The sequence below is a fragment of the Frigoribacterium salinisoli genome (assembly GCF_054781095.1).
In genome coordinates, this window is record NZ_BAAGVB010000003.1 from 17108 (window position 1) to 43487 (window position 26380).

Sequence of the window (26380 nt, forward strand, 5' to 3'; positions counted from 1 at the left end):
GTCACCCGCTCGACGGGCGCGCCCCGACGGGCAGCAGCATCGTGAGCCTGTGCGTGCCGTCCTGCTCGAGCACGGCCTCGACGGAGCCGCCGAGCAGCTCGGCGCGCTCCCGCAGGCCGAGCAGCCCCAGCCCGCTCCCGGGCAGGTCCGGCCCGGGTCCCGTGCCCGCACCCGTCACGACCTCGACCCGCACCGTGCCCTCGGCGACGCGGGCGCGGAGGTGCACCGAGGCACCCGGGGCGTGCTTGCGGGCGTTCGTGAGGGCCTCCTGCACGAAGCGGTGGACGGCGCGCTGCACGGCGGCCGGCAGGTCGTCGGGCAGGTGCACGTCCCGTTCGACGGCGATCCCGCTGCCGTCGAGCAGGCCCGTCAGGTCGGCGAGGCCCGGCTGCGGCGCGAGCCCCGCCGCGCTGCCGCCGGAGGTGCTGCCGCCGGACGCCCGGAGCACGGCCACCATCGACCGCAGCTCGACGAGGGTCTGCACGCCCAGGCGACGGATCTCGTCGGCCGCGACGCGCGCCTCCGGGTCCGACGACGACACCTGCAGGGCCCCGGCCCGGACCGCGACGAGGCTCACCTGGTGCGACACCACGTCGTGCATCTCGCGCGCCAGCACGGCACGCTCGCGGGCGAGCGCCACCTCCGCCGCCTGCCGGCGATCGTGCTCGCGGACGGCCGCGAGCTGGCGCAGGCGGTCGTGCAGCTCGGTGCGGGTGCGCAGCAGCAGGCCGAGCGCGAGCGGACCGCCGACGTAGAGCAGGCCGTACACGACCGTGACCAGCACCGCCCGCGGCGCGGAGGGCGGGGCGCTGCCGACGGCGTACACGGTCAGCACGACCAGCCCGGCCGCGGTGAGCAGGCGGCGGGACGGCACCCGCTCGCCCACGGTCGCCAGGGCGACGATCGCCGCGAGCAGGGCCGTGCCGACGGCGAGCCCGGGCAGCGTGACGGCGAGGGCCACGAGGGGCACGCGACGGCGTGCCAGCAGGGCGACGGCCGCGAGCACGCCGAGCCCGACCTGCAGCGCCGTCGCCGCCGGGTCGTCCACCGCGTCGGCGAGCGCCGCGACGACCAGCGCCAGGTCGACCACCAGCCACCAGCGCGTGCGCCGGGGGCGGCCCTCGACGAGGTCGCTCACGCCCGCGCGTCCAGCAGGCCGGAGCGCTCCGCGACGAGCGCGGCCTCGACGCGCGTCGCGACCTCGAGCTTGCGCAGCAGCGAGCTGACGGCGTCCTTGACGGTGCCCGGGGCGACGTGCAGCACGGGTGCGATCTCGACGTTGGTGGCGCCGGTCGCGAGCAGGCGGAGCACGTCGACCTCGCGCGGCGAGAGCCGGTCGACGAGCTCGGCGGCGGTGCGCTCGCCGGCGCGGTCGGGCGTGCCCAGGAGCCGGCGCGAGAGACCGGGGGCGAGCACGGTGCCGCCCGCCGCCAGCGTGCGGACGTACTGCACGAGCTGTTCGGGGTGGGTGTCCTTGAGCAGGAACCCGGCGGCGCCGCCGGCGATCGCCGTGCCCAGGTACTCGTCGGCGTCGAAGGTCGTGAGCATGGCGACGGCAGGAGGCACGGGGAGCGCCACGAGCTCCGCCAGCACCGCGAGCCCGTCGCGGTCGGGCATCCGCACGTCGAGCAGCACGACGTCGGGCCGGTGCTCGGCCACCACGTCGACGGCCTCGGCCCCCGACGCCGTCGCGACGACGCGGAGGTCGTCGGTGGCGTGCAGGATGAGCTCGAGGCTGCTGCGGATGAGCGCCTCGTCGTCGACGACCACCACGGTGCTCACGAGCGGCCCCCGCCCCTCGCCCGTCGCCGCATGTCGGCCATGCTAGCGGGCGGCGCCGGGACGGCCCCGGCACCGCCCTGCCCACGCGCTCAGCCCTTGAGGCCGCCCGAGATGAGGTCGAGCCGCCAGAAGCGCTGCAGGAACAGCACGAGCAGCACCAGCGGCACGATCGACACCGCCGCACCCGTGATGGCGAGCGAGTACAGCGCGGGAGCGCCCGACCCCTTGGCGAGCAGGGTGAAGAGACCGACCGTGAGCGGGAAGTCCGACTCGTCCGAGAGCATGACGAACGGCAGCAGGAAGTTGTTCCAGATGCCGACGAACTGCAACAGGAACACCGTCACCATGCCCGGCACCATGATCGGCAGCACGACGTGGCGGAAGGTGCGCCACTCGCCCGCACCGTCGAGCCGGGACGCCTCGAGCAGCTCCTGGGGCACGGCCGACTGCGCGAAGACGCGGGACAGGTAGATGCCGAACGGGCTGATGATGATCGGCAGCAGCACCGAGAGCGGACCGCCGGCGAGGCCGACCTCGCTGAGCAGGACGTACTGCGGGATCGCGAGCGTGATGCCCGGGACGAGCACGCCGGCCAGGATCATGAAGAAGATCGCGTCGCGCCCCGGGAAGGTGAACTTGGCGAGCGCGTAGCCCGCCATCGTCGAGACGAGGGTCGACAGCAGGCCGCCGACGCCCGCGTAGAGCAGCGAGTTCGCCGCCCAGGCCCCGTAGCGTCCGCCCTCGTAGGTGACGAGGTCGCCGAGGTTGCCGGCGAGGCCCGTGCCGGGTGCGAACGAGAACGTCGTGAACAGCTCGGCCGGTGACTTCGACGCGGCGAGGAACACCCAGGCGACGGGCACCAGGCAGTAGAGCGCGCCGACGAGCAGCACGACCGTGGGCAGGACCTTCCCGGCCGAGCGACGACCGACGGGGCGCGCCGCGGCGCGCCCCGGGTCACCGGGGCTGCCGATCGCGGGCCGCCGCGCGGCTGCCGTGCCGACGGCGGTCACGAGGCCGCTCCCGCGCGGCGGCGGTTCGCGATGCCCAGCACGAGCGCCGAGAGCAGCACCGTCCCGAGCGCGAGGACGGTCGACGAGGCCGCCGCGGCGGGCAGGTCGTCGGTGAGGAACGCGTCACGGTAGATCGTCATGAGGGGGGCCCAGCTCTGGGTGATGTCGGTGGTCAGGGGACGCAGCGTGTTCGGCTCGCCGTAGAGCTGCAGCGTGCCGATGAGGGCGAAGACGCCCGTGAGCACGAGCGCCGGCACGACGAGCGGCACCTTGATCCGCAGTGCGATCTGCAGCTCGCTGGCGCCGTCGAGGCGCGCCGACTCGTAGATGTCGGCGGGGATCCCGCGCAGCGACGTGTAGATGATGATCATGTTGAAGCCGACGCCGCCCCAGACGGCGATGTTGGCCAGCGAACCGAAGAGGCCGTCGCCCTCGAGGAACGGCACGGGCCCCCAGCCGAGCTCCGTCGTCACGTACGAGAACGGGCTCGTGCTCGGCAGGTACAGGAAGCCCCAGAGGAGGGCGGCGGTCACGCCGGGCACCGCGTAGGGGACGAAGATCGCGGTGCGCGAGAAGCGCTTCGCGCGCACCGCCGGCACGTCGAGCAGCAGCGCGAAGAGCAGAGCCAGGCCGAGCGTGAGCGGCACCGCGAGGAGGCCGTAGACCGCGAGCCGGCCGAAGCTGGCGAGCAGCTCGGCGTCCTGCAGCACGGCGACGTAGTTCTCGAACCCGACGAAGCGGTCGACGCGCACGCCCAGCACCGAGGTGCCGAGCTCGATGCGGTACGCCCGCAGGCTCGACCAGACCGTGTAGAGCAGCGGCAGGAGCAGGAACGCCACGAAGAGCACCACGGCGGGCGCCACGAACAGGTACGGGGCGAGCGGCACGCGCCGGCGGGAGGCCGCACGCGGGGCGCGGCCCGCGGTCACGGGGTGCGTCGCCTCGGGGCGGAGCGTCGTCTCAGTCAACGGTCACCACCTCGTAGCCGACCTTCTCCATGTCCGCGACCACGACCTCCTGCGTGGCGACGAACGCGTCGCGCCAGGGGGTGCCCGCCGAGATCGCAGCGTTGAGCTCGTCCGTGAAGACCGTCTTCGCCAGCGACACGTTCGGGCCCCACGTGACGGGCACGACCTCGCGCGAGACGTCGGCGGCGACCTCCCAGAAATCGGCCTGCTGCGGCATGAGCGACGGTGGCGTGCCGGTCTCGGCGATCTCCTGTCCGACGATCGACGCCGGGTAGGTGAGGCGGTCCTCGATGAGCGACGCGCTGCCCTCCGGGCCGGCGTTCATCCAGGTCGCGAACTCGGCCGCGGCCTCGGGGTGCTCGCTGCCCTTCGTGACGATCATCGCCGAGCCGCCCTGGAACGGGACGGCCTCGTCGCCCGGGGTCCACTGCGGCAGCGGGGCCATCGCCCACGAGCCGCTCGTGCCGGGCGCGACGCCGGCGAGCACGCTGGGCGCCCAGATGCCGGCGGTCCAGCCCGCGATGGTGCCCTCGGCGACGCGCTTGTTGTACTCGGGCGAGAGCAGGGGGTCGGTGTCGACCACGCCCTCGTCGGCGAGCTGCTCGAAGAAGTCGGCCACCTCGAGCGACCGTTCGTCGGCGATGCCGATGGTCCAGACGCCGTCGTCGACGGACCACCACTCGGCGCCCGCCTGCGCGGCGACCCCCGCGTAGAACGGCAGCTCGCCGCCCGGCATCGACGCGACGACCGTGTCGGGCCGTTGCTCGTGCACGGCGCGGGCGACGTCGCCGAACTCCTGCCAGGTGGTGGGGACCTGCTGACCGGTCTCGGCGAGCACGTCGGTCCGGTAGGTGTAGACCATGGGCGCCGCGTCCTGCGGCACCCCGTAGACGACGTCGCCGAACGTGGTCTGCGCCCAGGTGCCCTCGGTGAAGGCGTCGTCGGCGTCGGCCACCAGGTCGGTGATCTCGAGGGGCACGTCGGCGACGATGAGCGCCGGCAGGGTCGTGTACTCCACCAGGGCGACGTCGGGGGCGTTGCCGGCCCGGCTCGAGGTGAGCAGCTTGGCGGCCGAGTCGTCGCCGCCACCCGCGTCGGTGTGCCTGATGCGGATGTCGGGGTGGGCGGCCTCGAAGGCCGCGACCTGCTCCTTCTGCCCGGTCCCCCAGCCCCAGAACTCGAGGGTGACGACGCCGTCGTCCCCCGCCGGCGCGCAACCGCTGAGCGCGGCCCCCGCCAGCACGACGGTCGCGAGCGCGACCGTCCTCGTCGTACGTGGTCTCACGGCATCTCCTTCGACGCGGGTGGCCGACGCCCGGACGGGCGACGCAGCTGGTTCGGTGGTGCTGACGGGGGCAGGAGGCGCGGACGGGTCAGGGGGTCCGCTCGCGGACGACCGCGACGCCGCCGGCCGGGACGACGAGCTCGCCCGCCGCCTCCTGCCCGGTGACGAGGTCGGTGCCGGTCACGACGACGCGCTGCGGCTCGTCGGCGTGGTTGATCGCGAAGAGCCAGGAGGCGTCGCCCGAGGTCCGGCGCACGCGCTCGAGCCCGGCGTCGCCCTCGGCGACCGGGGCGAGGCCGCGCTCGGCGACGAGCTCGTCGACGAACGCCGCGAGCGAGGGGGCGTCGAGGTGCGTCGAGAGGTAGAGGGCGCTGCCGCCGCCCTCGACGTCGCGACGGTACAGGGCGGGCTCCCCGGCGAGCTGGCCGTCGGCGTAGCTCGCCGTGACGCGCGCCTCGCCCGTGCCGCCCCAGGCACGGGGCGCACCGAGCTCGGTCCAGACCTCGCCGCGCCACCCGTTCGACAGGGCGACGGTCGCGCCCTCGAGCAGGGGGAACACCTCCTCGACCCGGACCCCGAGCAGCTCGCGCAGGGCACCGGGGTAGCCGCCCTCGAGCACCCGGCCGTGCACGTCGACGATGCCCGAGAACGGCGTGACGACGACGGTGCCGCCCGCCGCGACGACGGCGTCGAGGCCGGCCGCAGCCTCCGGCTCGAGCAGGTACGTGGTCGCGACGACGACGAGCTCGTAGCCCGTGAGGTCGGCGGTGGGGGCGACGACGTCGACCGCGACGCCGAGCCGGGTGAGGGCGCGGTGGAACGCCAGGGGCTGGTCGAGCGCGCGGAGGTCGACGCTCGGCAGGTTGCTCGAGGCCATCGCAGCGGCGCTGACCTCGCTGAAGAGGATCGCCACGCGCGCCCGCTCGACCGTCGAGCCCCGCACCTCGGAGAGGCCCTGCAGCAGCGCGCCCAGCTGCTCGACCTCGCGGAACACCTTCGTGTCGGGACCCGCGTGGGGCACCGCCGACGAGTGGTGCTGCTCGCTGCCGGCCGTCGACTGCCGCCACTGGAAGAACAGCGTGCCGTCGGCGCCGCGGGCCACGTGGGCGAGGCTGTTCCGGATCATCTCGCCGGGCGACTTCGCGCGGTTGCGCGGCTGCCAGTTGACGGCCGAGGTCGAGTGCTCGATGAGCAGCCAGGGCTGCCCTCCGCTCATGCCGCGCACCCGGTCGGCGCTGAACGACAGCTCCCCCCAGCGCTCGGGGTCCGCGGCGATCGTGTAGTGGTCGTTGGCGACGAGGTCGACCTCGCGGGCCCAACCGGCGTAGTCGTGCACGCCGGGGTGGTTCTGCACCATGAAGTTCGTCGTGACGGGCACGCCGGGCGTGACCCGGCGCAGCACCTCGCGCTCGGCCCGGTGGTGGTCGAGCAGCGCGTCGCTGCTGAACCGCTCGAAGTCGAGCAGCAGCCCGGGGTTGTGGCTGGTGCCCGTCCAGCGCGGCACCTGCACCTGGTCGAACGAGGTGTACCGGTGGCCCCAGAAGGCCGAGCCCCAGTGCTGCTCCATCGCCTCGACGGTGCCGTGGCGGGCCTCGAGCCAGCGCGCGAAGGCGGCGGAGGCCTCGTCGCTCCAGCAGTGGTGGTTCTCGTTGCCGAGCTCGTTGCTGACGTGCCAGAGGCGCAGGGCGGGGTGCGCGGCGTAGCGCGCGGCCATGGTCTCGACGAGGCGCAGCGCGTAGCGGCGGAACACCGGCGAGTGCGGTGACCAGCCGAGGCGGCCGCCCTGTGAGGCCCGTACGCCGCGGTCGTCGACGCGGCCGATCTCGGGGTGCGCCCGCCACAGCCAGATCGGCGGCGCCGCGGTCGGCGTCGCCAGGTTCACGCCGATGCCCGCGTCGGCGAGCAGGTCCATGACGCGGTCCAGCCAGCCGAAGTCGAACTCGCCGTCGGCCACCTCGAGGAGGCCCCACGAGAACACGGCGAGGTTGATGCTGTTGACGCCGGCCCGGCGCATGAGCGCGACGTCCTCGACCCAGGTCTCCTCCGGCCACTGCTCGGGCGACCAGTCGCCGCCGAGGGCGAGCCCGTCGGCGATCCAGGGGAACGTCGTGCCGGCGGGGAGGTCGCGGGAGGGTGAGGTCATCATCGACATCGGGGGCCTTTCGGGGCGGGCTCGCGTATCGAAGCGTTTCGATCGCGGGCCTGCGGAGGCCGGGCGAACGGTCGCACCCGAGCAGCCGGGCTCCTCGTCGATGCGCTTCGACCGCTGGGGTCAGGAGCGACAGTAGGCGACACCCGGCGGTGAGCACAAGGGTCCCCGGTCTGCTGTGATGGTCGACGGTCCTCTCCCCGTCCGGGCAGGGACCGAGGGAGGAACCGTGGTCACACCCACCCCCGGCGACGGCACGAGGGCGGCCCTTCCGCCGCTCACGCGCGGACCGCACTCGAAGCGGCTCGGCGTCATCGCCGTCGTCGCCACCTTCGGCGGCCTGCTCTTCGGCTACGACACGGGCGTGGTCAACGGCGCCCTCGACTCCCTGCAGGACGACCTCGGCCTCACGCCCGTGACCGAGGGCGTCATGGTCTCCGCGATCCTCGTCGGGGCCGCGCTCGGTGCCTTCACGACGGGCCGCATCTCCGACGCCCTCGGGCGCAGGCGCACCATCAGCGCCCTGGCGGTCCTGTTCCTCGTCGCCACGCTCGCGTGCGTCGTGGCACCGTCCTGGGAGTTCCTCACGGCGTCGAGGTCCGTCCTCGGCCTCGCCGTCGGCGGCGCGAGCGTCACGGTGCCGGTGTTCCTCGCCGAGCTCGCCCCCACGGAGCGCCGCGGCGGCGTCGTCAGCCGCAACGAGCTCGCCATCGTCGCCGGGCAGCTCGCCGCGTTCACGATCAACGCGGTCATCGGCACCGTCTGGGGCGAGCACGACGACGTGTGGCGCGCCATGCTCGCCGTGGCCGCGCTGCCCGCCGTCGCGCTCTTCATCGGCATGACGCGCGTGCCCGAGAGCCCGCGCTGGCTGCTCGCCCAGGGGCGCGAGGCCGACGCCCTCGCCGTGCTGGAGCAGGTCCGCGACCCCGAGCGGGCCAGGGCCGAGATGGCCGAGGTCCGCGCACTGGCGCACCAGGAGGCCGAGACGCGCTCCGCCACGCTCGCCGACCTCGTCGCCGAGCCGTGGCTGCGCAAGCTCCTGGGCGTCGGCATCGGCCTCGCCGTGGCGCAGCAGCTGACCGGCATCAACTCGATCATGTACTACGGCACCCAGGTGCTCCAGGAGTCCGGCTTCTCGCAGCAGGGCGCCCTCATCGCCAACGTCGGGTCGGGCGTCGTCGCGGTCGCGGCGATGCTCGTCGCGCTGCGCGTCATCAACACGATCGGTCGACGCACGATGCTCATGGCGGGCTTCGCCGGCGTCACGCTGTTCCACCTGCTCATCGGCCTGTCGTCCCTGCTCGTCCCCGAGGGCACGACGCGCGCCGTGGTCGTGCTCGTCTTCGTCATCGGCTTCGTCGGCACCATGCAGGGCACCATCGGCCCCCTCGTCTGGCTCATGCTCAGCGAGATCTTCCCGCTCAGGCTCCGCGGCGTCGGCATGGGCCTGACCGTGCTGATCCTCTGGCTGACCAACTTCGCGGTGAGCCTGTCCTTCCCGGTCCTCGTCGCGGGCGTGGGCATCTCCAGCACGTTCTTCCTCTTCGCGGTGCTCAACGCCGCCTCACTGCTCTTCGCGGCGACGAAGGTCCCCGAGACGAACGGCCGGTCGCTCGAGCAGCTCGAGGAGGACTTCAGCACGGGCGACGTCTCCGTGGTGCCCGACGAGCGCTGACGACCCGACCCGACGCCCGGCCCGGGTCCGCCAGCTCGGCGGCCCCGGGCCGAGCGTCGCCGCCGGATCCGACCGCGCGTCAGGGACCGACAGCTCCGCGCACGGCGGCGAGCACGGCCTCCGCGACGACGCGCGGGGCGACCTCCGGCAGCCAGTGGCCCTCGTCGAGCTCGACGAAGCGGTACGGCCCCGACACCTGGCGTGCCGTGAGCTCGGCGGCGCGGCGGCCCAGCGCCGTGTCGTGCCGCCCCCAGAGGTAGCGGGTGGGCACGGTCACGCGACCGGTCGCGAGCGACGGGCGCGAACCTCCTGCCGGCAGCCACAGGGCCCGGTACCACGCGATCGCGCCGGTGAGGGCACCCGAGGCGCGCATCGCGGCCGCGTACTCCTCCGCGCGCTCGGCGGGCAGGCCCATCCGCTGCAGCACGGGTGCCAGCCGACGCCGCAGCAGCGCCTCGGGCAGCAGCGGCAGCTGGAAGAAGCCCATGTACCAGGAGCGCAGCGCCTGCAGCGACGACGTCAGCGAGGCCGTCAGTGCCGCCGGGTGCGGCGTCGACAGCACAGTCAGGGTCGCCACGCGGTCGGGGTGCTCGGCCGCGAGCTTCCACGCGACGAGGCCGCCCCAGTCGTGCCCGACGACGTGCGCGCGCTCGACGCCGGCCGCGTCGAGCAGGGCGACGACGTCAGCGACGAGCTCGGTCGACCGGTAGGGGCGTCGACCACGGGGACGTGCCCGCACCGAGTAGCCGCGCTGCAGCGGCACCAGGCAGCGCAGCCCGGCGTCCTCCAGCCGCGGCAGCACGTCGCGCCAGCTCGCCCGCGTCGCGGGGAAGCCGTGCAGCAGCACGACCACCTCGCCGTCGGCGGGGCCGGAGTCGGTGACCTCGAACACGAGGCCGTCCCTGTCGTACCGGGTGAGGCGGTCCCTGTCGCACGGGGTGAGGTCGTCCATCGGGCCAGCCTAGGCAGGGGGCCGGGCGACCGCTCGTGGCCGAGCGACTGCTGGAGCCGCAGACCCCCGGCGGCCTCGACGGGCGGGCGTGCGCGGCACCTCCGGGCGAGCACGGACGCCCGGGCGCGACGGACCCGCCCGTGCGCCCGTCGACCCCTGCATCCGGGCGACACCTGTTGCCCAGGGCTTATCCTGGGGGCATGACCGCGCTCCCCGCCCGCACCCGTTCCGCCCTCGTCGACGCCGAGCGCTCGGTCTCGTTCTCGGACTCACCGCTCGACCCGCCCGGCGACGGCCAGGTCGTCGTGCGCGTGCGGTACACCGGGGTCTGCGCCACCGACACGCACGGCTGGGCATCGGGCGGACTCATCCCGCCGGCCGTGTTCGGCCACGAGTGGACCGGCACCGTCGTCGCTGCCGGCGCGTCCGTGACGACCGTCGCCGTGGGCGATCGCGTCGTCGCGAGCGTCGGACCGCCCTGCGGCACCTGCGCGATGTGCCGCGCCGGGCACCCCGACCACTGCGACACCGCCTTCGCCGAAGCGAACGGCGTCTCCGACGGCGCCCCCTCGCACGGCGCGTTCGCCGAGCACGTCACCGTCGCCGAACGCCGCGTGCAGCGCGCGCTCGACGACCTCACCGACGAGCAGGCGGGCCTCGTCGAGCCTACCGCCGTGACCTTCCACGCCGTGCGCCGGGCCGGTCAGCGCCTCGGCGACGTCGTGGTCGTGCAGGGTGCCGGCCCGATCGGCCTCCTGACCGCGCAGCACGCCCGGCACGCCGGCGCGGGGGCCGTCGTGGTCGTCGAGCCGTCGGAGTCGCGACGGGGCACCGCGCGCGAGCTCGGCTTCACCGAGGTGCACGAGCCCGGCGACGCCTTCCGAGCGCGGGTGCTCGAGCTCACCGACGGCCTCGGAGCCGACGTGCTCTACGAGTGCACGGGGGCCGCGGGCCTCTTCCAGTCGAGCGCCGAGCTCGTGCGCCGCGGCGGCACCCTCGCCCTGCTCGGCTACCCCATGACCCGCTCCGAGGTCTCGTACGGCGACTGGCAGAGCCGAGAGCTGACGGTCGTCGGCAGCCTCGCGTACACCCACTCCGACTTCGTCGGCGCCATGCGCGCCCTCGCGGACGGCTCGGTCGACGCGGCGCCCCTCGTCACGGGCACCATCGGCCTCGACGAGCTGCCCGCCCTGCTCGAGGAGCTCGACGGCGGGCGCACGCGCCACGCGAAGGTGCTCGTCGCACCGAACGGCTGAGGCCCTCCTCCTGGCCCTGGCCCGCTGCCCGGGCGTCTCCGTCGCCGCCGGGCCTCCGCGGACGCCCGGGCCGGCCCCGCCCGCGAGGCAGGGTGCGGGCGGTCCCCCGCAGGACCGCCGACCGCTCAGGCGACCGTCAACCCGTCCCGCACCGCGTCGAGCGTGCGCGCCAGCGCGATCGAGTCGTCGAGCCCGTGCACGGGCGAGTCCGTGCGCCCCTCGGCCACGAGCGCCGCGATCGCCGCCCCCTCGTGGGCGAGGCCCTCGCGACCGCGCAGCCCGGTCGGGTCCTGCCAGGTCGCCGTGCTGCCGCCGCGCGTGAGCGTGAACGACGCCGGGAAGACCATGTGCTCGGTGAAGCGCACGACGCCGCGGTCCCCCGAGATCGAGGCCAGCCCGTCGGTCGTGGTCAGGAGGCTCGTGGCGGCCGTCGCGAGCGCGCCTCCTGCCCCGGTCAGCACGGCCGCCGCCTCGAGGTCGACGCCGTCGGGACGCATCGTGCCGCGCGCGTCGACCGACAGCGGCCGACCGATCGCGAACTGCGCGAACCAGAAGGCGTAGACGCCCGCGTCGAGGAGCGCGCCTCCCCCGAGGGCCGGGTCGAGCATCCTGCCGCCCGCGCCGAGGTCGGCCTGCCAGCCGACGGCCGCGTCGGCGAGGCGGACGGTGCCCAGGTCGCCGGCCTCGAGCAGCGCGGCGAGCACGCGGGACTGCGGCAGGTAGCGCGTCCACATCGCCTCGGCGGCGAGCACGCCGTGCTCGCGGGCCGCCGCGGCGACCGCCTCCGTCTGGGCGGCCGACAGCCCCATCGGCTTCTCGACGAGCACCGGCGTGCCCGCCGTGATCGCGGCGAGCGCGTCGTCGTGGTGCCGACTGTGCGGGGTCGCGACGTAGACCACGTCGACCTCGGCGGCCATCGCGTGCGGGTCGGTGAAGGCGAGCTCGGCACCGTGCGCGCGGCCGAACGCCTCGGCCCGCTCGGTGGTGCGCGAGGCGACCGCGACGACGCGCTGCGCCGTGTGGGCGTGCAGCGCGTCGGTGAAGTCGCCCGCGATCTCGCCCGTGCCGACCACGCCCCAGCGCAGGGGCGGGGCCGCCCGCAGGTCGAGGGGTCCAGGAGAGGGGAACGGCACCGTCGTCGTCATGGCGCCACCGTAGCGGCGGGGCGCGGTCGCCACCAGGGAGCGGGCCCGCCGGTCAGGCCGTGCCCGCGACCCGCGTCGCGAACCCGGCCGCCCGCTCGCGCAGGGCGGCCACCCGTGCCTGGCGGGTGGCCTCCACGTCGTGGCCGAGGTACGCCTCCGGCGGCGTCACGTGCGCGTGGGCCGAGCACTCGAACCCGGAGCACACCAGGGTGCCGACCGTGTCGCCGTTGCGTCCCGCGGCCCCGGCGCGCTTGGCGCTGAAGAACACGACGTCGACGGGCAGCCGGACGTCCTGGCACCACGTCCACTGTGCCCGGGTGCGCGGCGAGGCCTCGGCCTGCCGCAGCAGGACGCCGACGACGCGCTCGCCGACCGGCACGACGACGTACGCGCGCCGGGCGAGCTTCGGGTCGCGCCAGCCGACGAACTCGAGGGCGTCCCAGTCGAGGGCGTCGAAGCCCGGGGGCAGGGTGAGGTCGGAGACCTCCTTGCGGCTCGCGTTCACGAAGGAGGAGCGGAGGGTCTTCTCGGACAAGGGGAGCACGGGCGTCACCGTTCGGTCGTGCCCGGGCGGCCGCGCACGTCGGCGCGGCGAGCTGCCCGGGCGGGTTCTCGAGGAAGGGCTCCGGCGGGGACCGCGACGCGAACCGTCGCGCTGCGGACGGGCGTCGGTGGTCGGGCACCGGAGGCGCGACCTGCCACGGGCGTGGCGGGTCACCGGGAGAGGGCGACTACCTGCAGTCGACGCGCGGGGCGTCTACGACCTCCCGACGCGCACGGGCGGCGCTGAGGAGGGCGGAGGTGCTCACGCGAGCACGGTACGCCCTGGCGGGCGTCGAAGCAATGGGTGACGCCGTGGACGACGCCTGACCGGGAGGACGACAGACGTCCCCCTCCCCCGCGCGACGGTGCCGGCGCACCCGTCCCGCTGCCTAGCCTGGGGCCGTGACCCTGCCTGCCGCACCCGTCCCGCCCGCCCGGCCCGCGACTGCTGCGTGGAGCGGGCCCGTGCCCTCCGGCGAGCGGATGCTCGCCCCCGACCTGGCGCGCGGCATCGCCCTGCTCGGCATCGCCCTCGCCAACGCCGTCTACTACATCAGCGGCCGCGCCACCGGGCCGCTCGGCCGCCCGGTCGACGGCAGCGCGGGCGACCACGTCGCCGACGTCCTCGTGGGCCTCTTCGTCGACAACCGGGCGTTCCCGCTGTTCACGATCATCTTCGCCTACGGCTTCACGGTGCTCCTGCGGCGCCAGGCCGGGCGCGGCGTCCCCGCCGCCCGCGCCCGGGCCCTCCTGCTGCGCCGGAGCCTCTGGATCGCGGTCTTCGGGGCCGTGCACATCGTGCTGCTCTTCGAGGGCGACGTGCTGTTCAGCTACGGCTGCCTCGGCGTCGTCCTCGCCCTGCTCTTCGCCGCGCGCGACCGCACCTGGGCCGTGCTCGGCTGGTCGCTCGCCCTCGTGTTCGTGCTCGCGAGCGGCGCCGACGGGCTCGCCGCGGGAACCGCCGCCACCGAGCTGCCCGGCATCGACACGACCACCGCCGGCGGGGCCCTCGTGTTCCGCCTGCTGGCCCTCGTGCTGCTCGTCGTGGGGTCGCCGTTCAACGTCGCGACGTTCCTCTCGCTGGCCGCGATCGGCACGCTGCTCGGGCGCCGCCAGGTGCTCGAGCGCCCGACGGAGCACGTGGCGCTCTTCCGCCGCCTCGTGCTCGTCGGCCTGCCCGTGAGCGTCGTCGGAGCCCTGCCGCTCGTGCTCGCGGCCGTGCAGGCGTGGCAGCCGCCCGGCTGGGCCGCCTACCTGCTGGGCGTGCTGCACGGCACGACGGGCGTCGCCGGCGCCCTCGCCACGTTCGGCCTCGTGGGCTGGTTCGTCGCGCACCGCGAGCGCGCCCGCGCCGATGCGCCCGCGGCAGGAGGCGCACCCTCCCCCGCCACGCCCCCCGGCCCCGTCGTCCGCGCCCTCGCCGCCGTCGGGCAGCGCTCGCTCACCTGCTACCTGCTGCAGTCGGTCCTGTTCGTGCCCCTGCTCGCACCGTGGGCGCTCGGCCTCGGCGTCGGCGCGGGGACGCTCCAGGTGAGCCTCGTCGCGGTCGGCGTCTGGCTCGTCACGGTCGTCGTCGCCGTCCTGCTGGACCGGGCCGGACGGCCGGGCCCCGCCGAGCAGCTGCTGCGGCGGCTGACGTACGGGCGCAGCTGACGGAGCCGGCCCCGCGGACGGCAGGAGGCGCGGTGCCCGCCGGCACCGCGCCTCCTGTGGTCGTCGCCCTGCCTAGAGCGAGGCGAGCAGCTCGTTGAGCGTGCTCGACGGGCGCATCACGTGGCTCAGCGCCGCCGTGTCGGGGCGGTAGTAGCCGCCCAGGTCGACGCCCTGGCCCTGGGGGGCGAGGAGCTCGGCGACGATCGCGTCCTCCTGCTCGTGGAGGGTCGCGGCCGGGGCCGCGAACGCCCGGGCGAGCTCGGCGTCGTCCGTCTGGCGCGACAGCTCGTCGGCCCAGTACTGGGCGACGTAGAAGTGGCTGCCGCGCGTGTCGAGGGTGCCGGGGCCGCGGCCGGGCGACTTGTCCTCGTCGAGGTAACGGCCGGTCGCCCGGTCGAGCGCGTCGGCGAGCACCTTCGCACGGGCGTTGCCGGTGACGGTCGACAGGTGCTCGAGGCTCACGGCGAGCGCGAGGAACTCGCCAAGGCTGTCCCAGCGCAGGTAGTCGTCCTCGAGGAACTGCTGCACGTGCTTGGGCGCAGAACCGCCGGCGCCGGTCTCGAAGAGGCCACCGCCGCCGAGCAGGGGCACGACCGAGAGCATCTTGGCGCTCGTGCCGAGCTCCATGATCGGGAACAGGTCGGTGAGGTAGTCGCGCAGCACGTTGCCGGTGACCGAGATGGTGTCCTCTCCGCGGCGGATGCGCTCGAGCGAGAAGCGCATGGCGTCCTCGGGCGAGAGCACCTCGATCTGCAGGCCGTCGGTGTCGTGCTCGGCCAGGTAGCGCTGCACGAGCCCGATCAGCGCCGCGTCGTGCGAGCGGCTGTCGTCGAGCCAGAAGACGGCGGGGGTGCCGGTGGCGCGGGCCCGGGTCACGGCGAGCTTAACCCAGTCGCGGACCGCGACGTCCTTCGTCTGGCAGGCGCGCCAGATGTCGCCGGCCGAGACCTCGTGCTCGAGCAGGGCGGTGCCCGACGAGTCGACCACGCGCACCGTGCCGTCGGCCGGGACCTCGAAGGTCTTGTCGTGCGAGCCGTACTCCTCGGCCTTCTGCGCCATGAGGCCGACGTTGGGCACCGAGCCCATGGTGGCGGGGTCGAAGGCGCCGTTGACGCGGCAGTCGGCGATGACGACCTGGTAGATGCCGGCGTAGCTGGAGTCGGGGATCACCGCGAGGGCGTCGTGCTCGGCACCGTCGGCGCCCCACATGTGGCCCGAGGAGCGGATCATCGCCGGCATGGACGCGTCGACGATGACGTCGCTGGGCACGTGCAGGTTGGTGATGCCGCGGTCGCTGTCGACCATGGCCATGTCGGGCCCGTCGGCGAGGCGCTGCTCGAACGCGGCACGGATCTCGGCGCCGGCGGCGACGTCGTCGAGGCCCCGGAGGATCGAGCCCAGCCCGTCGTTCGGGTTGAGCCCCGCGGCGGCCAGGTCGGCGCCGTAGCGCTCGAACACGTCCGGGAAGTAGGCACGGATCACGTGCCCGAAGATGATCGGGTCGCTGACCTTCATCATCGTGGCCTTGAGGTGCACCGAGAAGAGGACGCCCTCGGCCTCGGCCCGGGCGATCTGGGCGGTGAGGAACTCGCGGAGCGCCGCGACCCGCAGCACGGTGGCGTCGACGACCTCGCCGGCGAGCACCGGGATCGACTCGCGCAGCACCCGCGTGGAGCCGTCGGCGGCGACCAGCTCGATGCGCAGCGTGTCGTCGGCGGGCAGGACGACGGTCTTCTCGTTCGAGCGGAAGTCGTCGACGCCCATCGTCGCGACCGAGCTCTTCGACTCGGACGACCAGGCACCCATGCGGTGCGGGTTCTTGCGGGCGAAGGCCTTCACCGACTGGGGTGCGCGGCGGTCGGAGTTGCCCTCGCGCAGCACCGGGTTCACGGCGCTGCCCTTGACGCGGTCGTAGCGGGCGCGCGCGTCGCGCTCCTCGTCGGTCCGGGGCTCGTCGGGGTAGTCGGGCAGGTCGTGGCCCTGCGCCTGCAGCTCGGCGATCGCGGCCTTGAGCTGCGGGATCGAGGCCGAGATGTTCGGCAGCTTGATGATGTTGGCCTCGGGCGTCGTCGCGAGGTCGCCGAGCTCGGCGAGGGCGTCGCCGACGCGCTGGTCGTCGCGGAGCCGCTCGGGGAACTGCGCGAGGAGGCGACCGGCGAGCGAGATGTCGCGGGTCTCGACGTCGATCCCCGCGGTGCGCGCGTACGCCTGCACGATCGGCAGGAAGGAGTGGGTCGCCAGCATCGGCGCCTCGTCGGTGAGCGTGTAGATGATCTTGGCCATGACGGCTGGTACTCCCTCGTGTCGCCCTGCGTGCGTGCGGGACCCACGCTACCCGCGCAGGTCTCTCGACATCAAGATACCTTCTGGGCGTGATGGACGGCGCCGCTCTGCGTGCGGCGCGGCCGTAGCGCGGCGCTCTTCTCGTACGACGGTGCGAACGTCCGCACCGTCGTGCGAGAACGGCACCGCGGTACGTCGCCGACACCGCGGCACGTTCGGACGTGCCGCGGTGCCGGCGACGCGCTGCGGTGCAGCAGCGGGCAGGAGGCGCGGGGCAGGAACGCGCGCCGGATGCGGGCTAGGAGGCGCGCGGGCAGGGCAGGAGGCGCGGGGTCAGCCGTTGACGCCGGCCCCGCAGGCGAGCAGGTCGGCCGCGAGCGCGTCGACCTGGCGCCGCGCGTCGTCGGTGGTGGCGACGGCCGGGTCGAGGCCCTCGGCCCAGATCGTGAAGGTGATGGTCCGGCCGTCGTCGGGCTCGGCGATGGCCGCCAGGCCGACCATGTCGTCGAGGGTGCCGGTCTTGCCGCGGATCGCGCCGACGGCCTCCGGGTGGTCGTCGACGAAGCGGCCGTCCTCGGCGAGGGTCCCGGTGCGTCCGGCGACGGCGAGCCCGTCGTCGACGACGCCGAGGTCGTGCTCGCGACGGGCCACCTCGACGAGCAGCTGGCTCAGGGTCGTGGCGGGCAGGGCGTCGGCACTGCTCAGGCCGGAGGCGTCGGCGACGACGGCCCCGTCGGCGGGCAGCTCGAGGTGCCGCAGGGCCGCACCGAACCCGTCGCCGACATCGGCGAACCCGGCACCAGCACCCGCACCCGCACCGGCCCCGGCCCCGGCCTTGGCACCCGCACCGGCACCCGCACCCCCGTCGGCACCCGCACCCGCACCAGCACCCGCGCCACCCCCTTCGGCGATCGCCACGTGCCGCCCGAGCGCCTCGGCGAGCGCGTTGTCCGAGTGGGTCAGCAGGTGCTCGACGAGCGTCGACACGGGTGCCGAGCGCACCTCGCCGAGCACGTCGGCGCCGGCGGGGGCGGTGACGAGATCGGGGTCGACGGCGACGGCGGTGCCGAGCAGCGGGGCGAGGGCCGTCGCCGCCCGCGTGACGGCTCCCTCGCTGCGTCGCGAGTAGGGCTCGGTGGCGTCGTCGCGGTCGCCGTCGACCATGAGCGCGGTGATGTTGGGGACGGAGCCGCTCGTGCGGGCCGAGTCCGACCAGCCGTCGAGCCAGACCGGCCCGTCGAAGAGGCCGACGTCGACCTGCAGCGTCGTGACGGGCACCCCCGCGAGCGCGGGGTCGGCGGCGCGGGCGGCGAGCACCTGCTCCGCGAGCGCGTCGAGGTGGGGCGCGTCCGGGTACACGGACTCCTGGCCGGTGGGCAGCCGGCTGAGCGTGGGGTCTCCCCCGCCGACGACGACGACCGTGCCGGGCTCTCCCCCCTGGACGACGCGCGTCGAGAGGGTCGCGGTGGGCCCGAGCGACTCGACGGCGGCGGCCGCGGTGAGCAGCTTGAGGGTGCTGCCGGTCGGGGCGGGCTCGTCGGCCCGGACTCCGCCGAGCCGGTCGCCGGAGGCCACCGAGCGCACGTCGAGGTGCAGCTGCCCTGCCGTCCAGCCCTGGGTCAGCACGGGCACCGAGCAGCGCTCCCCGCCGTCGCCCTCGGGCGACACGATCGCCCGGACGGCCTCGACGGGCGATGGCGCGTCGTCCCGTCCGGCGGCGACGCCGAGGCCGACGGCGACGGCGACGACCGCGACGAGGCCGACCGCTGCGCGCCTGCGTCGGACCGCCCTGCTGGGTCGTCGTCTGGTCACGGGCCCACCCTAAGCAGCACGTGTCACCTGACCGGGGGTCCCGCGCCGCGGGTCACGCGACGGGCTCGGCGAACACGACCCGGTTCTCCTCGTAGTGGCCCGAGGAGCGGTCGAAGGCCCCGCCGCAGGTGACGAGCCGCAGCCGGTCGGTCGGCTGCGCGCCGAACACCCGTGCCGTCGGGAACTCCGCCTTGGGCACGTCGAGCACCTCGGTGACCGCGTACCGCACGGCACCGCCCTCGACGTCGGTGACGGTGACCTCGTCGCCGACGACGAGCTCGCGCAGCCGGAAGAACACGGCGGGGCCCGTCGTCGAGTCCACGTGGCCGGCGATCACGGTCGGCCCGCGCCCGCCGGGGCGCCCGCCCCCGGCGAACCAACCGACGTCGTCGGCGTCGACGGGCACCTCCATCGCTCCCTCGGCGTCGAGGCCGAGGCCGATGAGCGGTTCCGAGAGCCCGATGGCGGGCACGTCGACCCGGGCAGGCGCGACGCCCTCTGCGAGCACCGGCGACGGCGCCACGTCGGGCGAGGGCGCCGGAGCGGGAGCCGTGGGTGCAGGAGGCCCGCCCGGCCCCGGCGCGGACGTCGCGGCCGCGCCGGGCCCGGTCGCGTCGTCGGCGCCGGCGCCGGGCGCGCAGCCCACGAGCAGGCTCGGGCCGGCCAGCACGGCCGCCACGAGCAGCACGGCACGGCCGGGGCGTCGCGGCTGCGACGCCCCGGCCGTGCGCCGGGCGGTGGTGATCAGGACTCCTGGGCGGCCCGACGACGGGCGACGATCCAGGCGGCGGCACCGGCGGCGGTCAGGCCGAGGGCACCGGCGCCGAGGGCGAGGCCGGCGTCCGGACCGGACTGGGCCGCGCCTCCTGCACCCGTGGCGACGCCGCCGACGGGGACCTGCGCGAGCTGGCCGCGGACGACCCCGGGCACGAACGAGGCCGTGTGCGAGTCGCCCGTGAACGCGGCGGGGTCGGCCTCGATCTGGGCCAGCGTGAAGCCCTCGCCCGTGTCGGCACCCGCGTCGTTCGTGACCCCCGTGGTGAAGGGGCCCTGCAGGCAGCCGCTGCTGGTGCGCGTGCCGTCACCCTGGTCCACGGGGTCCGGGAACGCGATGCGGGGCGGGCCGGCCTCGCCCGCGGCGGCCTCGTGGATGTGCGTCGCGGTCTTCGCGGGGCTCTGGTAGTCGCCGGTCACGCCGCTCAGGGTGATGTCGTAGCATATCACCTCGGTGTCGCTGTCGATCCGGAAGTCGAAGGTGCCGGTCGCGCCGGGCTCGCCGGGGGCGGCCTGGCCGTCGCTGCCGATGACCTGGTCGGGCGTGGCCATGACCGTGAAGGCGCTCGTGAACGACGAGGGCTCGGGCACCTCGGTCTCGGCGGCCGCCGGGGCGGCGATCAGCAGGGTGGCGGCGGCGGTCGCGGCGCCGCCGAGGGTCAGGGTGCGGATGGCTCGGGTCTTCGTCATGATCGTTCGCCTCTCGACATCGGGCACCCGGTCGGGCACCGCTCGTGCAGGGAGGTACGACGGCCGGGGCGGGCGCGTTCATCGACCGCACGAAGGAGTTCGGATGAACGGCGCGGACCGGCCCGTCGTACCCCCGGCGAGGACGTCGTCGACGCCCCCGTACAGTGGGGAAGGAGCCCGATGACGCTCGTCACGACGCGTCCCGCACCCGAGCGGAGCCCCATGAGCACGCCCCGACCCGCCCCCGACGGGCCGCCCGCCCAGCCCCCGCCGGGGCTCGACGTCCCCGCCGCGTTCGACGCCCACGGCTCGGCGCTGCTCGGCTTCGCCGTGAACGCCCTCCGCGACCGCGCCCTCGCCGAGGACTGCGTGCAGGAGACGTTCCTCCGCGCGTGGCGGGCCCGTGCCACGTTCGACGCGGCGCGCGGCAGCGAGCGGACCTGGTTGTTCGCGATCCAGAGGCACGTGGTCCTCGACGCGCTGCGGTCGCGTCAGCGCGGTCCCCGCCTCGTCGAGCACGACGACGCCCTCGAGGGGGTGGAGGCCGACGTGGCCGACCCGCTCGAACGGCTGCACCTGGCGGAGGGCCTCGCCCGGCTGAGCGACGAGCACCGCGCCGCCGTCGTCGCCGTGCACCTGCGCGGCCTCAGCTACCAGGAGCACGCCGAGGCCACCGGGGTGCCCGTCGCGACCCTGCGCACCCGCGTCTTCTACGGCCTCCGGGCCCTCCGCACCCACCTCGACGAAGGGGGACCCACCGATGTCCGATCCCACGCCTGACCGCCGCGCCGAACTGCTCGCCGCCGCGCTCGCCGACGACCTCACGCCCGACGAGCGCGCCGAGCTGGACCGGCTGCGCGCTGCCGACCCCACGATCGACGCGGAGCTCGCCGAGCTGGGCGGGCTGACCTCGACCCTGGCCGCTGCCGGCCCGTGGCTCGACGCGGCCCCCAGCGACGAGCTCCGCCGTCGTGTCGCCGCGATCGGGGCGGACGAGGCGGCCCCGGGGCGGGTCCACGCCGCTCGGGACGCACGGGCCCCACAGGAGGCCGTGGTCGCGCAGGAGGCCGCGGTCGCGCAGGAGGCCCGGCTCGCCCCCGTCACGCCCCTCGCGCCCGCCGCCGCCCGCCCTCGTCCGCGCCGCCTCCTGAGCGTCCTCGCGGCCGCCGCGTGCCTGGTCGTCGGCGCGGGGGCCGGGGCCCTGGTGGCGGCGCCGCGCGACGCCACTGTCGATGGCCCCCCGGGCACCCTCGGCGCGGTCGAGCCGATCGACTTCGAGGGCGTGCCCGCGGGCGTGGTGCTCGACGCCGACCTCGTGGCGCACACCTGGGGCACCGAGACCGTGCTCACGGTCGACGGGCTGCCCCCGGGCGACGCGTTCTCCGTCGTGGTCGTCGACGACGAGGGCCGCGAGCACGAGTCGGGCGCGTTCCTCGGCTCGACGGTCGAGGTCGACTGCCGCCTCAACGCGGCGGTCACCCGGGAGCACGTCGCCGCGATCGAGATCCGGGGGGCCGACGGCGAGGTCGCCGTGGCGGAGGTGCCGCGCGTCGAGGCGTGAGCGGAGCCGGGCTGCCGGACGTGGCCGGGGCGCGGGCCGGGGCCGTCAGGCCCGCGGGCGACCCGGCCGCCGGGCGGTGACCGCGACCCCTGCCGCCGTCACGGCCGCGGCGACCACGAACGTCGCCGGCAGCCCCGCGACGCCGACGAGGGCGCCGGCACCCGCCGCTCCCAGGGCCTGACCGAGCACGAGCACGACGAAGGCCATCGACGTGCCCGGGGCCGCCTGCTCGGGGTCGATGTCGTTCGTCCACGCGATGAGCGCACCCGTGGCGGCGGTGTAGCCCCAGCCGAAGAGCACGCAGGCGGCGAGCGCGAGCGACGGCACCGCCGGGGCCACGGTGAGCAGCAGGGTCGCGAGCGCCACGGCCCCGGCGGTCGCCGCCCAGGCGACGCGGGGTCGGAGGGCGCTGGTCCAGCGGGCGGTCACGGCGACCGTCGCGCCGCCCAGGCCGAGGGCGATCCAGGCCACGACCGACACGGTCGGGCTGGTGCCGGCGGCGACGAGCAGGGTGCGGCCGTATGTCCAGACGGCAGCGCTCCCGGCACCGAGCAGTCCGGCCGCGACGACGACGACGAGGTGCGCCAGGGCCCAGGTGCGCGACGGGAGCGTCGGGCGCGCCGGGCGGGACGGAGCCGGTCGCGCCTCCTGCCGGGACGCGCGCCGGGACGGGTGCCGGTCGAGCAGCAGCACGGCCGTGGCCGCGACCGCCGCGGACAGGGCCGCCACCGCCCAGCCCGTCCGCCAGTCGGGCAGGAGCACCAGCGCGAGCAGACCGGCCAGCGCGAGCCCCGGGCCGGTGCCCGAGTTGACGGTCGCCTGCGCACGACCCTCGCGGTGCGCCGCGACCCCGCGGTGGACGAGCGTGACGAGCGCCGGCGACGCGAGCCCGGCACCGGCCGAGCTCACGACCGCGGCGAGGCCGAAGCTCGCGACGCCGCCGCTGAGAGCCGTGCCCAGCGCACCGCCGCCCGCCGTCACCGCGGCGAGCACGACCAGGAGGCGCGGGCGCGTGGCGGCGAGCAGGAACCCCGTGAGCGCGCCGGCGCAGTAGAGCACCGACGCTCCCGACGAGACGAGCCCAGCGGTGGCGTCGTCGAGCCCGAGCTCCGCCTGGACGTCCGGGAGGAAGAGACCGTAGGCGAGGCGGACCAGGCCGTAGGTGACGGCGACCAGCGCCGTGCCCGACAGGACCAGGCCGGACGATCGCGAAAGTGAAAACGTACGTTTCATTTCCATGACCTTAGGCTGTCGGCATGACCCTCCGCCCAGGCACCGAGCAGCGACTGCTCGACGCCGCCGAGGAGCTCTTCTTCACGCGGGGCATCGCCGCGACGCCCGTCGACGCCGTCCTCGCCCGCGCCGGCGTCTCCACCGCGACCCTCTACCGGGGCTACGCCACGAAGGAGGCCCTCGTGGCGGCCGCGCTCGAGCGCCGGCAGCGCGACTGGCTGGCCACCTGGGACCGCGCCGTCGACCGTGCCGTCGACGACCGCGGCCGCGTCCTGGCCGTGTTCGACGCCCTCGACGAGTACCGCTCGCGGCCGGCCGGCTCGCGCTGGTGCGCGTTCCTCGGGACGGCCTCGGAGCACGCCGACGCGCCTCCTGAGCTGGCCGAGGTCCTCGCCGCGGAGTCGGCGTCCCTGCGGGCCCGCCTCCGCGCGCTCGCCGAGCCCCTCGTCGGCGACGAGCGAGCGACGGCCGTCGCCGGGCAGCTCACGCTCGTCGTCACGGGAGCGCTCGCGATGCGGCTCCGCGACGCCGACAGCGGCACCGCGACGGCTCGCGCGGTCGCCGAGGCGGTCCTGGCCCCGGGACGGGCCGACCAGCCCCAGGACGACCGGGCCAGGTAGGGCTCAGCCCGAACGACAGAGCCCCACCATCGCGCGGCGGCGCTCCGGGGAGCGCGGCACCGTCACCGTGCCGGAGGAGTCGAGGACCCGCTTCCGCCTCCCGAAAGGCGTCGGTCCGGCACGACTCCAGTAGACGTCACGAGGTGGGCCCCTGCGCGGGGCCGGGCACATTCCCAGGCGGGGAGCACCCCCCGAACGGGGACGAGGGGGGCGGGGCCGGCATCACGTCCCTGGCGTGGCGGCCCCACCCGGCAGGGACAGGACCCGAATCCTGTACCCCTGCCACGGGTGACCCTCGAGCCACCCGGTTCGCCGTTCAGGGTACGCCCTCCTTGTTAACGACAAGTGTCGTCGTTCGGGCGACGTCGTGGTGGCACCCCCGCGGTTCGGGCCGCAGGGGTGCCGCACCTCCCCGCAGCACGAGTCGGGTGAGCCCTCGGGGCTGCTCCGCTGGGGGACAACGGGGGCCGGGGAACCCCGGGGAGGCAGGCGTCGACGGTACCCGTGCGGGAGCACGCCTTCCCGGCGTCCTCCCAGCAGGAGGCGCGCCCCGGCCCGCCCGCGACGCGCACCGCGCACCGCGCCTCCTGCCCCACCTGTACGGCGGTGGGACCCGGCTGGCAGCATGGCGCCATGCCCTCCCCCTCGACCACGACGCCCGCGACCGACGCCCCCGTCACCCCCGGCAAGGACTCGCGTATCCGGGCCGCCGGGAAGCTCCTGCGCGACGACGCGCCCGCGGTGCTCACGCGCGGCTACGGCTTCGGCGCCCACCTCTGGCGGCGGGCGCGGAAGGGCGCCCGCGCGGTGCCGTTCCGCCTGCTCGGGCACGACGCCCTGCTGGTGCGCGGCGCCGAGGCCGTCGAGCTCTTCTACGACGGCGACCGCATCGCCCGCCACGGAGCGATGCCCGGCATCGTCCAGGGCACCCTCTTCGGCAACGGTTCGGTGCACAGCCTCGACGGCGAGGACCACCGGCACCGCAAGCAGACCTTCCTCGACGTCGCCTACGAGGACGAGCAGGTCGCGCGACTCACGCCGCTGTTCGACCGCGAGTGGGCCGTCGAGCTCGACGCCTGGGTCGAGGGCGGCGACCGCACCGCCTACGACGCGGCCGTCGGCGCCTTCGGGCGCGCCAGCACGAGCTGGGCCGGCCTGCCCGGCACGAGGGCCGCGAGGACCCGCTGGGCCGCGCGGCTCGCCCAGATCGTCGACGGCTTCGGCGTGCCCTACTCGCCCGAGTACCTCCTCGCCGTCGTCAACCGCCAGTGGAGCGATCGCCACACCGAGCAGCTCGTCGCGGCGGTCCGCCTCGGCACGCTCGACGCCGCCGAGGGCACGGCCCTCGCCGAGTGGGCCTGGCACCGCGACCGCGACGGCGAGCTGCTGCCGGCGCGGATGGCCGGCATCGAGCTGCAGAACAGCATCCGCCCCATGATCGCCGTGGCCCGCTTCGTCGCCTTCGCCGCGAAGGAGCTGCACGACCGCCCCGAGTGGCGCGCACGCATCGCCGCCGAGACCGCCGAGCGCGGCACGCTCGTCGACGGCCCCCTCGCGGTCGCCTTCGCCCAGGAGATCCGCCGCACCGCGCCGTTCGTGCCGATCCTGCCCGGCAAGGTCGTCAGCGACCTCGAGATCGACGGCCACCGGCTCGGCGAGGGCGACCGCCTCGTGCTCGACATCCTGGGCACCGACACCGACGACCAGTCGTGGGAGCGCGCGGGCGAGTTCGACCCCGAGCGCTTCGTGGGCGTCGACGACTACGAGGCGATCGCCACGTTCGTGCCGCACGGTGGGGGCGACCCCGCGCACGGCCACCGCTGCCCCGGCGAGAAGCTCGCCATCGCGGGCCTCGCCGCCGCGGTCGCCGCGCTCAGCGACCCGCGCGTCGAGATCGCCGACGCCGGCCTCGAGGTGAACAGGCGACGCCTGCCCACCAAGCCGGCTTCAGGAGGCCGGGTGCGCGCCGCGGGGAAGGGCGCGAGCCCGTCGCGCTGCCCGTTCCACTGAGGCGGAGCTGCTCGGGCGCGACCCGTTCGCGGGCAGCGTGAGAACCCACTCGACGAAGGCCTCGCGGTCGGCGCCGGTGAGCGCGAGGGTGGTGGGCTCCTGCATGCTCGGGCCCGGCTCGCTCCCCGCCCCGCCCGACCGAGACGTCTGCCTTCCCGCTCCTGCACTTCCCTCGACTGCAACGCGGCACCGCCCGTGTCGTCTCCCTGTCATGCTGCTGTCGTGCAGGTGACGGACGACGTAGGGCGCGGCAGTTGGCTGCTCGAGCGCCTCCACGGGCTGACCAGCGTCGGGTCGGTGGCGGGGCACGGAGCAGAGGCCTACGTGCGCCTGCTCCACCCGCTCTGGCGTGACGCGCCGCACGACTGGTGGGAGCAGCGCTGGTCCGACGTCGCCGCCGCTCAGGGCCGCGTCATGCACCCGCTGGTGCAGTGGGGGCGCCTCCACGACGTCCACGACCCGTACGCTCCCGGGTCGTCGATCGGTTGGCTGGACCCTGTCGTCCTGGCGGCACTCGTCCCCTTGCTCGGTGCGGCGACGACGACCCCTGACGACCTCGTCGCCGGCTTCTGGGAAGGGGGCAGCGGGCAGCGGCTCGTCAGCGCCGCGCAGTTGCAGGTCCCGGGTCGGGAGTGCGTCCTCGCGACGACGAGCGTCGACGAGCTCTCCGACCCCGACTGGGGGTTCAGCATGCGCCTCGGATGGCTGCGGTACAGCAGGCACCAGTCGATGCAGCTGCTGTGGCCGGAGGACCACGCCTGGGTGCTCGCCTCGGAGATCGACTGGGACTCGACGATCATCGCCGGCAGCCGCTCGCTCGTCGACAGCATCCTCGGCGACGCCCGCTTCGAGACCTTCGAGGTCGGACCCGACGACGACCTCTCCTGGGACGGCGACGTCGTCAACGGGCCGGCGGCACGCTGACCTGAGCCACGGCGTCGGCCCGTCAGCTCGGGCCGGAGTGCCCCTGGCGGGGAGA

General features: G+C 75.3%; 22 protein-coding genes. 8 read left to right on the plus strand and 14 right to left on the minus strand.

The annotated features are described in order from the left end of the window. Position 1: 1 nt before the first annotated feature. The 6 genes from ACYVHQ_RS08140 to ACYVHQ_RS08165 form a co-directional block, all read right to left on the minus strand. Complete coding sequence (locus tag ACYVHQ_RS08140; RefSeq protein WP_460511923.1) at positions 2-1138, minus strand: sensor histidine kinase; 1137 nt, start codon at positions 1136-1138, stop codon at positions 2-4. Further along, a complete protein-coding gene (locus ACYVHQ_RS08145) occupies positions 1135-1782 on the minus strand; it encodes a response regulator (protein ID WP_460511925.1) in 648 nt (215 codons plus the stop codon). The genes ACYVHQ_RS08140 and ACYVHQ_RS08145 overlap by 4 nt, the downstream gene beginning before the upstream one ends. Positions 1783-1871: 89 nt before the next feature. Next, a complete protein-coding gene (locus ACYVHQ_RS08150) occupies positions 1872-2792 on the minus strand; it encodes a carbohydrate ABC transporter permease (RefSeq protein ID WP_460511927.1) in 921 nt (306 codons plus the stop codon). Continuing rightward, positions 2789-3760, minus strand: coding sequence for a carbohydrate ABC transporter permease (locus tag ACYVHQ_RS08155; RefSeq protein WP_460511928.1), 972 nt, complete (start codon positions 3758-3760; stop codon positions 2789-2791). The genes ACYVHQ_RS08150 and ACYVHQ_RS08155 overlap by 4 nt, the downstream gene beginning before the upstream one ends. Further along, positions 3753-5045 (minus strand): ABC transporter substrate-binding protein, encoded by a 1293-nt coding sequence (locus tag ACYVHQ_RS08160; RefSeq protein ID WP_460511930.1) that lies wholly within the window; start codon positions 5043-5045, stop codon positions 3753-3755. The genes ACYVHQ_RS08155 and ACYVHQ_RS08160 overlap by 8 nt, the downstream gene beginning before the upstream one ends. 88 nt (positions 5046-5133) lie before the next feature. After that, the gene (locus tag ACYVHQ_RS08165) at positions 5134-7188 is read right to left on the minus strand and encodes a beta-galactosidase (protein ID WP_460511932.1); all 2055 of its coding nucleotides are present in this window, start codon (positions 7186-7188) and stop codon (positions 5134-5136) included. Positions 7189-7423: 235 nt separating this feature from the next. Here ACYVHQ_RS08165 and ACYVHQ_RS08170 point away from each other — a divergent pair, with 235 nt between their 5' ends. After that, complete coding sequence (locus ACYVHQ_RS08170) at positions 7424-8869, plus strand: sugar porter family MFS transporter (RefSeq protein WP_460511934.1); 1446 nt, start codon at positions 7424-7426, stop codon at positions 8867-8869. 79 nt (positions 8870-8948) lie between these two features. On the opposite strand, the gene ACYVHQ_RS08175 is transcribed toward ACYVHQ_RS08170, so the two are convergent. Beyond that, a complete protein-coding gene (locus ACYVHQ_RS08175) occupies positions 8949-9821 on the minus strand; it encodes an alpha/beta fold hydrolase (protein ID WP_460511936.1) in 873 nt (290 codons plus the stop codon). A 200-nt stretch (positions 9822-10021) separates the two neighbouring features. Here ACYVHQ_RS08175 and ACYVHQ_RS08180 point away from each other — a divergent pair, with 200 nt between their 5' ends. Beyond that, entirely contained in the window at positions 10022-11077 is a 1056-nt protein-coding gene (locus tag ACYVHQ_RS08180; protein WP_460511938.1) for a zinc-dependent alcohol dehydrogenase, read from the plus strand. A gap of 125 nt (positions 11078-11202) precedes the next feature. Here ACYVHQ_RS08180 and ACYVHQ_RS08185 read toward each other — a convergent pair whose 3' ends face one another. Both ACYVHQ_RS08185 and ACYVHQ_RS08190 read right to left on the minus strand, forming a co-directional pair. Then, positions 11203-12222 (minus strand): Gfo/Idh/MocA family protein, encoded by a 1020-nt coding sequence (locus ACYVHQ_RS08185; RefSeq protein ID WP_460511940.1) that lies wholly within the window; start codon positions 12220-12222, stop codon positions 11203-11205. A gap of 52 nt (positions 12223-12274) precedes the next feature. Next, the gene (locus tag ACYVHQ_RS08190; RefSeq protein ID WP_460511942.1) at positions 12275-12766 is read right to left on the minus strand and encodes an FBP domain-containing protein; all 492 of its coding nucleotides are present in this window, start codon (positions 12764-12766) and stop codon (positions 12275-12277) included. Positions 12767-13167: 401 nt separating this feature from the next. On the opposite strand from ACYVHQ_RS08190, the gene ACYVHQ_RS08195 reads away from it, so the two are divergent. Then, positions 13168-14418, plus strand: a complete 1251-nt coding sequence (locus ACYVHQ_RS08195; RefSeq protein WP_460511944.1) for a DUF418 domain-containing protein — start codon at positions 13168-13170, stop codon at positions 14416-14418. 72 nt (positions 14419-14490) lie between these two features. Here the strand turns inward: ACYVHQ_RS08195 and ACYVHQ_RS08200 are convergent, their stop codons facing one another. The 4 genes from ACYVHQ_RS08200 to ACYVHQ_RS08215 form a co-directional block, all read right to left on the minus strand. Beyond that, positions 14491-16701, minus strand: coding sequence for an NADP-dependent isocitrate dehydrogenase (locus tag ACYVHQ_RS08200; protein WP_460511946.1), 2211 nt, complete (start codon positions 16699-16701; stop codon positions 14491-14493). 333 nt (positions 16702-17034) lie between these two features. Continuing rightward, entirely contained in the window at positions 17035-18513 is a 1479-nt protein-coding gene (locus ACYVHQ_RS08205) for a D-alanyl-D-alanine carboxypeptidase (protein ID WP_460511948.1), read from the minus strand. Between the two features lie 52 nt (positions 18514-18565). After that, the gene (locus ACYVHQ_RS08210) at positions 18566-19192 is read right to left on the minus strand and encodes a class F sortase (protein ID WP_460511950.1); all 627 of its coding nucleotides are present in this window, start codon (positions 19190-19192) and stop codon (positions 18566-18568) included. Between the two features lie 65 nt (positions 19193-19257). After that, positions 19258-19977 carry a CHRD domain-containing protein gene (locus ACYVHQ_RS08215; protein WP_460511952.1) on the minus strand — a complete coding sequence of 240 codons (720 nt, stop codon included), beginning with the start codon at positions 19975-19977 and terminating at the stop codon, positions 19258-19260. Between the two features lie 180 nt (positions 19978-20157). Here ACYVHQ_RS08215 and ACYVHQ_RS08220 point away from each other — a divergent pair, with 180 nt between their 5' ends. Both ACYVHQ_RS08220 and ACYVHQ_RS08225 read left to right on the plus strand, forming a co-directional pair. Next, entirely contained in the window at positions 20158-20757 is a 600-nt protein-coding gene (locus ACYVHQ_RS08220; protein WP_460511954.1) for a sigma-70 family RNA polymerase sigma factor, read from the plus strand. Continuing rightward, positions 20738-21538, plus strand: coding sequence for a hypothetical protein (locus tag ACYVHQ_RS08225; protein WP_460511956.1), 801 nt, complete (start codon positions 20738-20740; stop codon positions 21536-21538). Before ACYVHQ_RS08220 ends, ACYVHQ_RS08225 begins: the two co-directional genes overlap by 20 nt. 45 nt (positions 21539-21583) lie before the next feature. On the opposite strand, the gene ACYVHQ_RS08230 is transcribed toward ACYVHQ_RS08225, so the two are convergent. Beyond that, positions 21584-22777 (minus strand): MFS transporter, encoded by a 1194-nt coding sequence (locus ACYVHQ_RS08230; RefSeq protein WP_460511958.1) that lies wholly within the window; start codon positions 22775-22777, stop codon positions 21584-21586. Positions 22778-22794: 17 nt separating this feature from the next. Here ACYVHQ_RS08230 and ACYVHQ_RS08235 point away from each other — a divergent pair, with 17 nt between their 5' ends. The 3 genes from ACYVHQ_RS08235 (at position 22795) to ACYVHQ_RS08245 (ending at position 26325) form a co-directional block, all read left to right on the plus strand. Next, a complete protein-coding gene (locus ACYVHQ_RS08235; RefSeq protein WP_460511959.1) occupies positions 22795-23391 on the plus strand; it encodes a TetR/AcrR family transcriptional regulator in 597 nt (198 codons plus the stop codon). A 633-nt stretch (positions 23392-24024) separates the two neighbouring features. After that, entirely contained in the window at positions 24025-25401 is a 1377-nt protein-coding gene (locus ACYVHQ_RS08240) for a cytochrome P450 (RefSeq protein WP_460511960.1), read from the plus strand. Positions 25402-25629: 228 nt separating this feature from the next. Continuing rightward, positions 25630-26325, plus strand: a complete 696-nt coding sequence (locus ACYVHQ_RS08245) for a hypothetical protein (protein ID WP_460511962.1) — start codon at positions 25630-25632, stop codon at positions 26323-26325. The last annotated feature ends 55 nt before the right edge of the window (positions 26326-26380 follow it).

Coding starts and splice junctions, on each gene's coding strand:
- ACYVHQ_RS08220 (WP_460511954.1), top strand. CDS start 20,158: ATGACGCTCGTCACGACGCGTCCCGCACCCGAGCGGAGCCCCATGAGC.
- ACYVHQ_RS08180 (WP_460511938.1), top strand. CDS start 10,022: ATGACCGCGCTCCCCGCCCGCACCCGTTCCGCCCTCGTCGACGCCGAG.
- ACYVHQ_RS08165 (WP_460511932.1), bottom strand. CDS start 7,188: ATGACCTCACCCTCCCGCGACCTCCCCGCCGGCACGACGTTCCCCTGG.
- ACYVHQ_RS08225 (WP_460511956.1), top strand. CDS start 20,738: ATGTCCGATCCCACGCCTGACCGCCGCGCCGAACTGCTCGCCGCCGCG.
- ACYVHQ_RS08185 (WP_460511940.1), bottom strand. CDS start 12,222: ATGACGACGACGGTGCCGTTCCCCTCTCCTGGACCCCTCGACCTGCGG.
- ACYVHQ_RS08200 (WP_460511946.1), bottom strand. CDS start 16,701: ATGGCCAAGATCATCTACACGCTCACCGACGAGGCGCCGATGCTGGCG.
- ACYVHQ_RS08235 (WP_460511959.1), top strand. CDS start 22,795: ATGACCCTCCGCCCAGGCACCGAGCAGCGACTGCTCGACGCCGCCGAG.
- ACYVHQ_RS08230 (WP_460511958.1), bottom strand. CDS start 22,777: ATGGAAATGAAACGTACGTTTTCACTTTCGCGATCGTCCGGCCTGGTC.
- ACYVHQ_RS08240 (WP_460511960.1), top strand. CDS start 24,025: ATGCCCTCCCCCTCGACCACGACGCCCGCGACCGACGCCCCCGTCACC.
- ACYVHQ_RS08215 (WP_460511952.1), bottom strand. CDS start 19,977: ATGACGAAGACCCGAGCCATCCGCACCCTGACCCTCGGCGGCGCCGCG.
- ACYVHQ_RS08175 (WP_460511936.1), bottom strand. CDS start 9,821: ATGGACGACCTCACCCCGTGCGACAGGGACCGCCTCACCCGGTACGAC.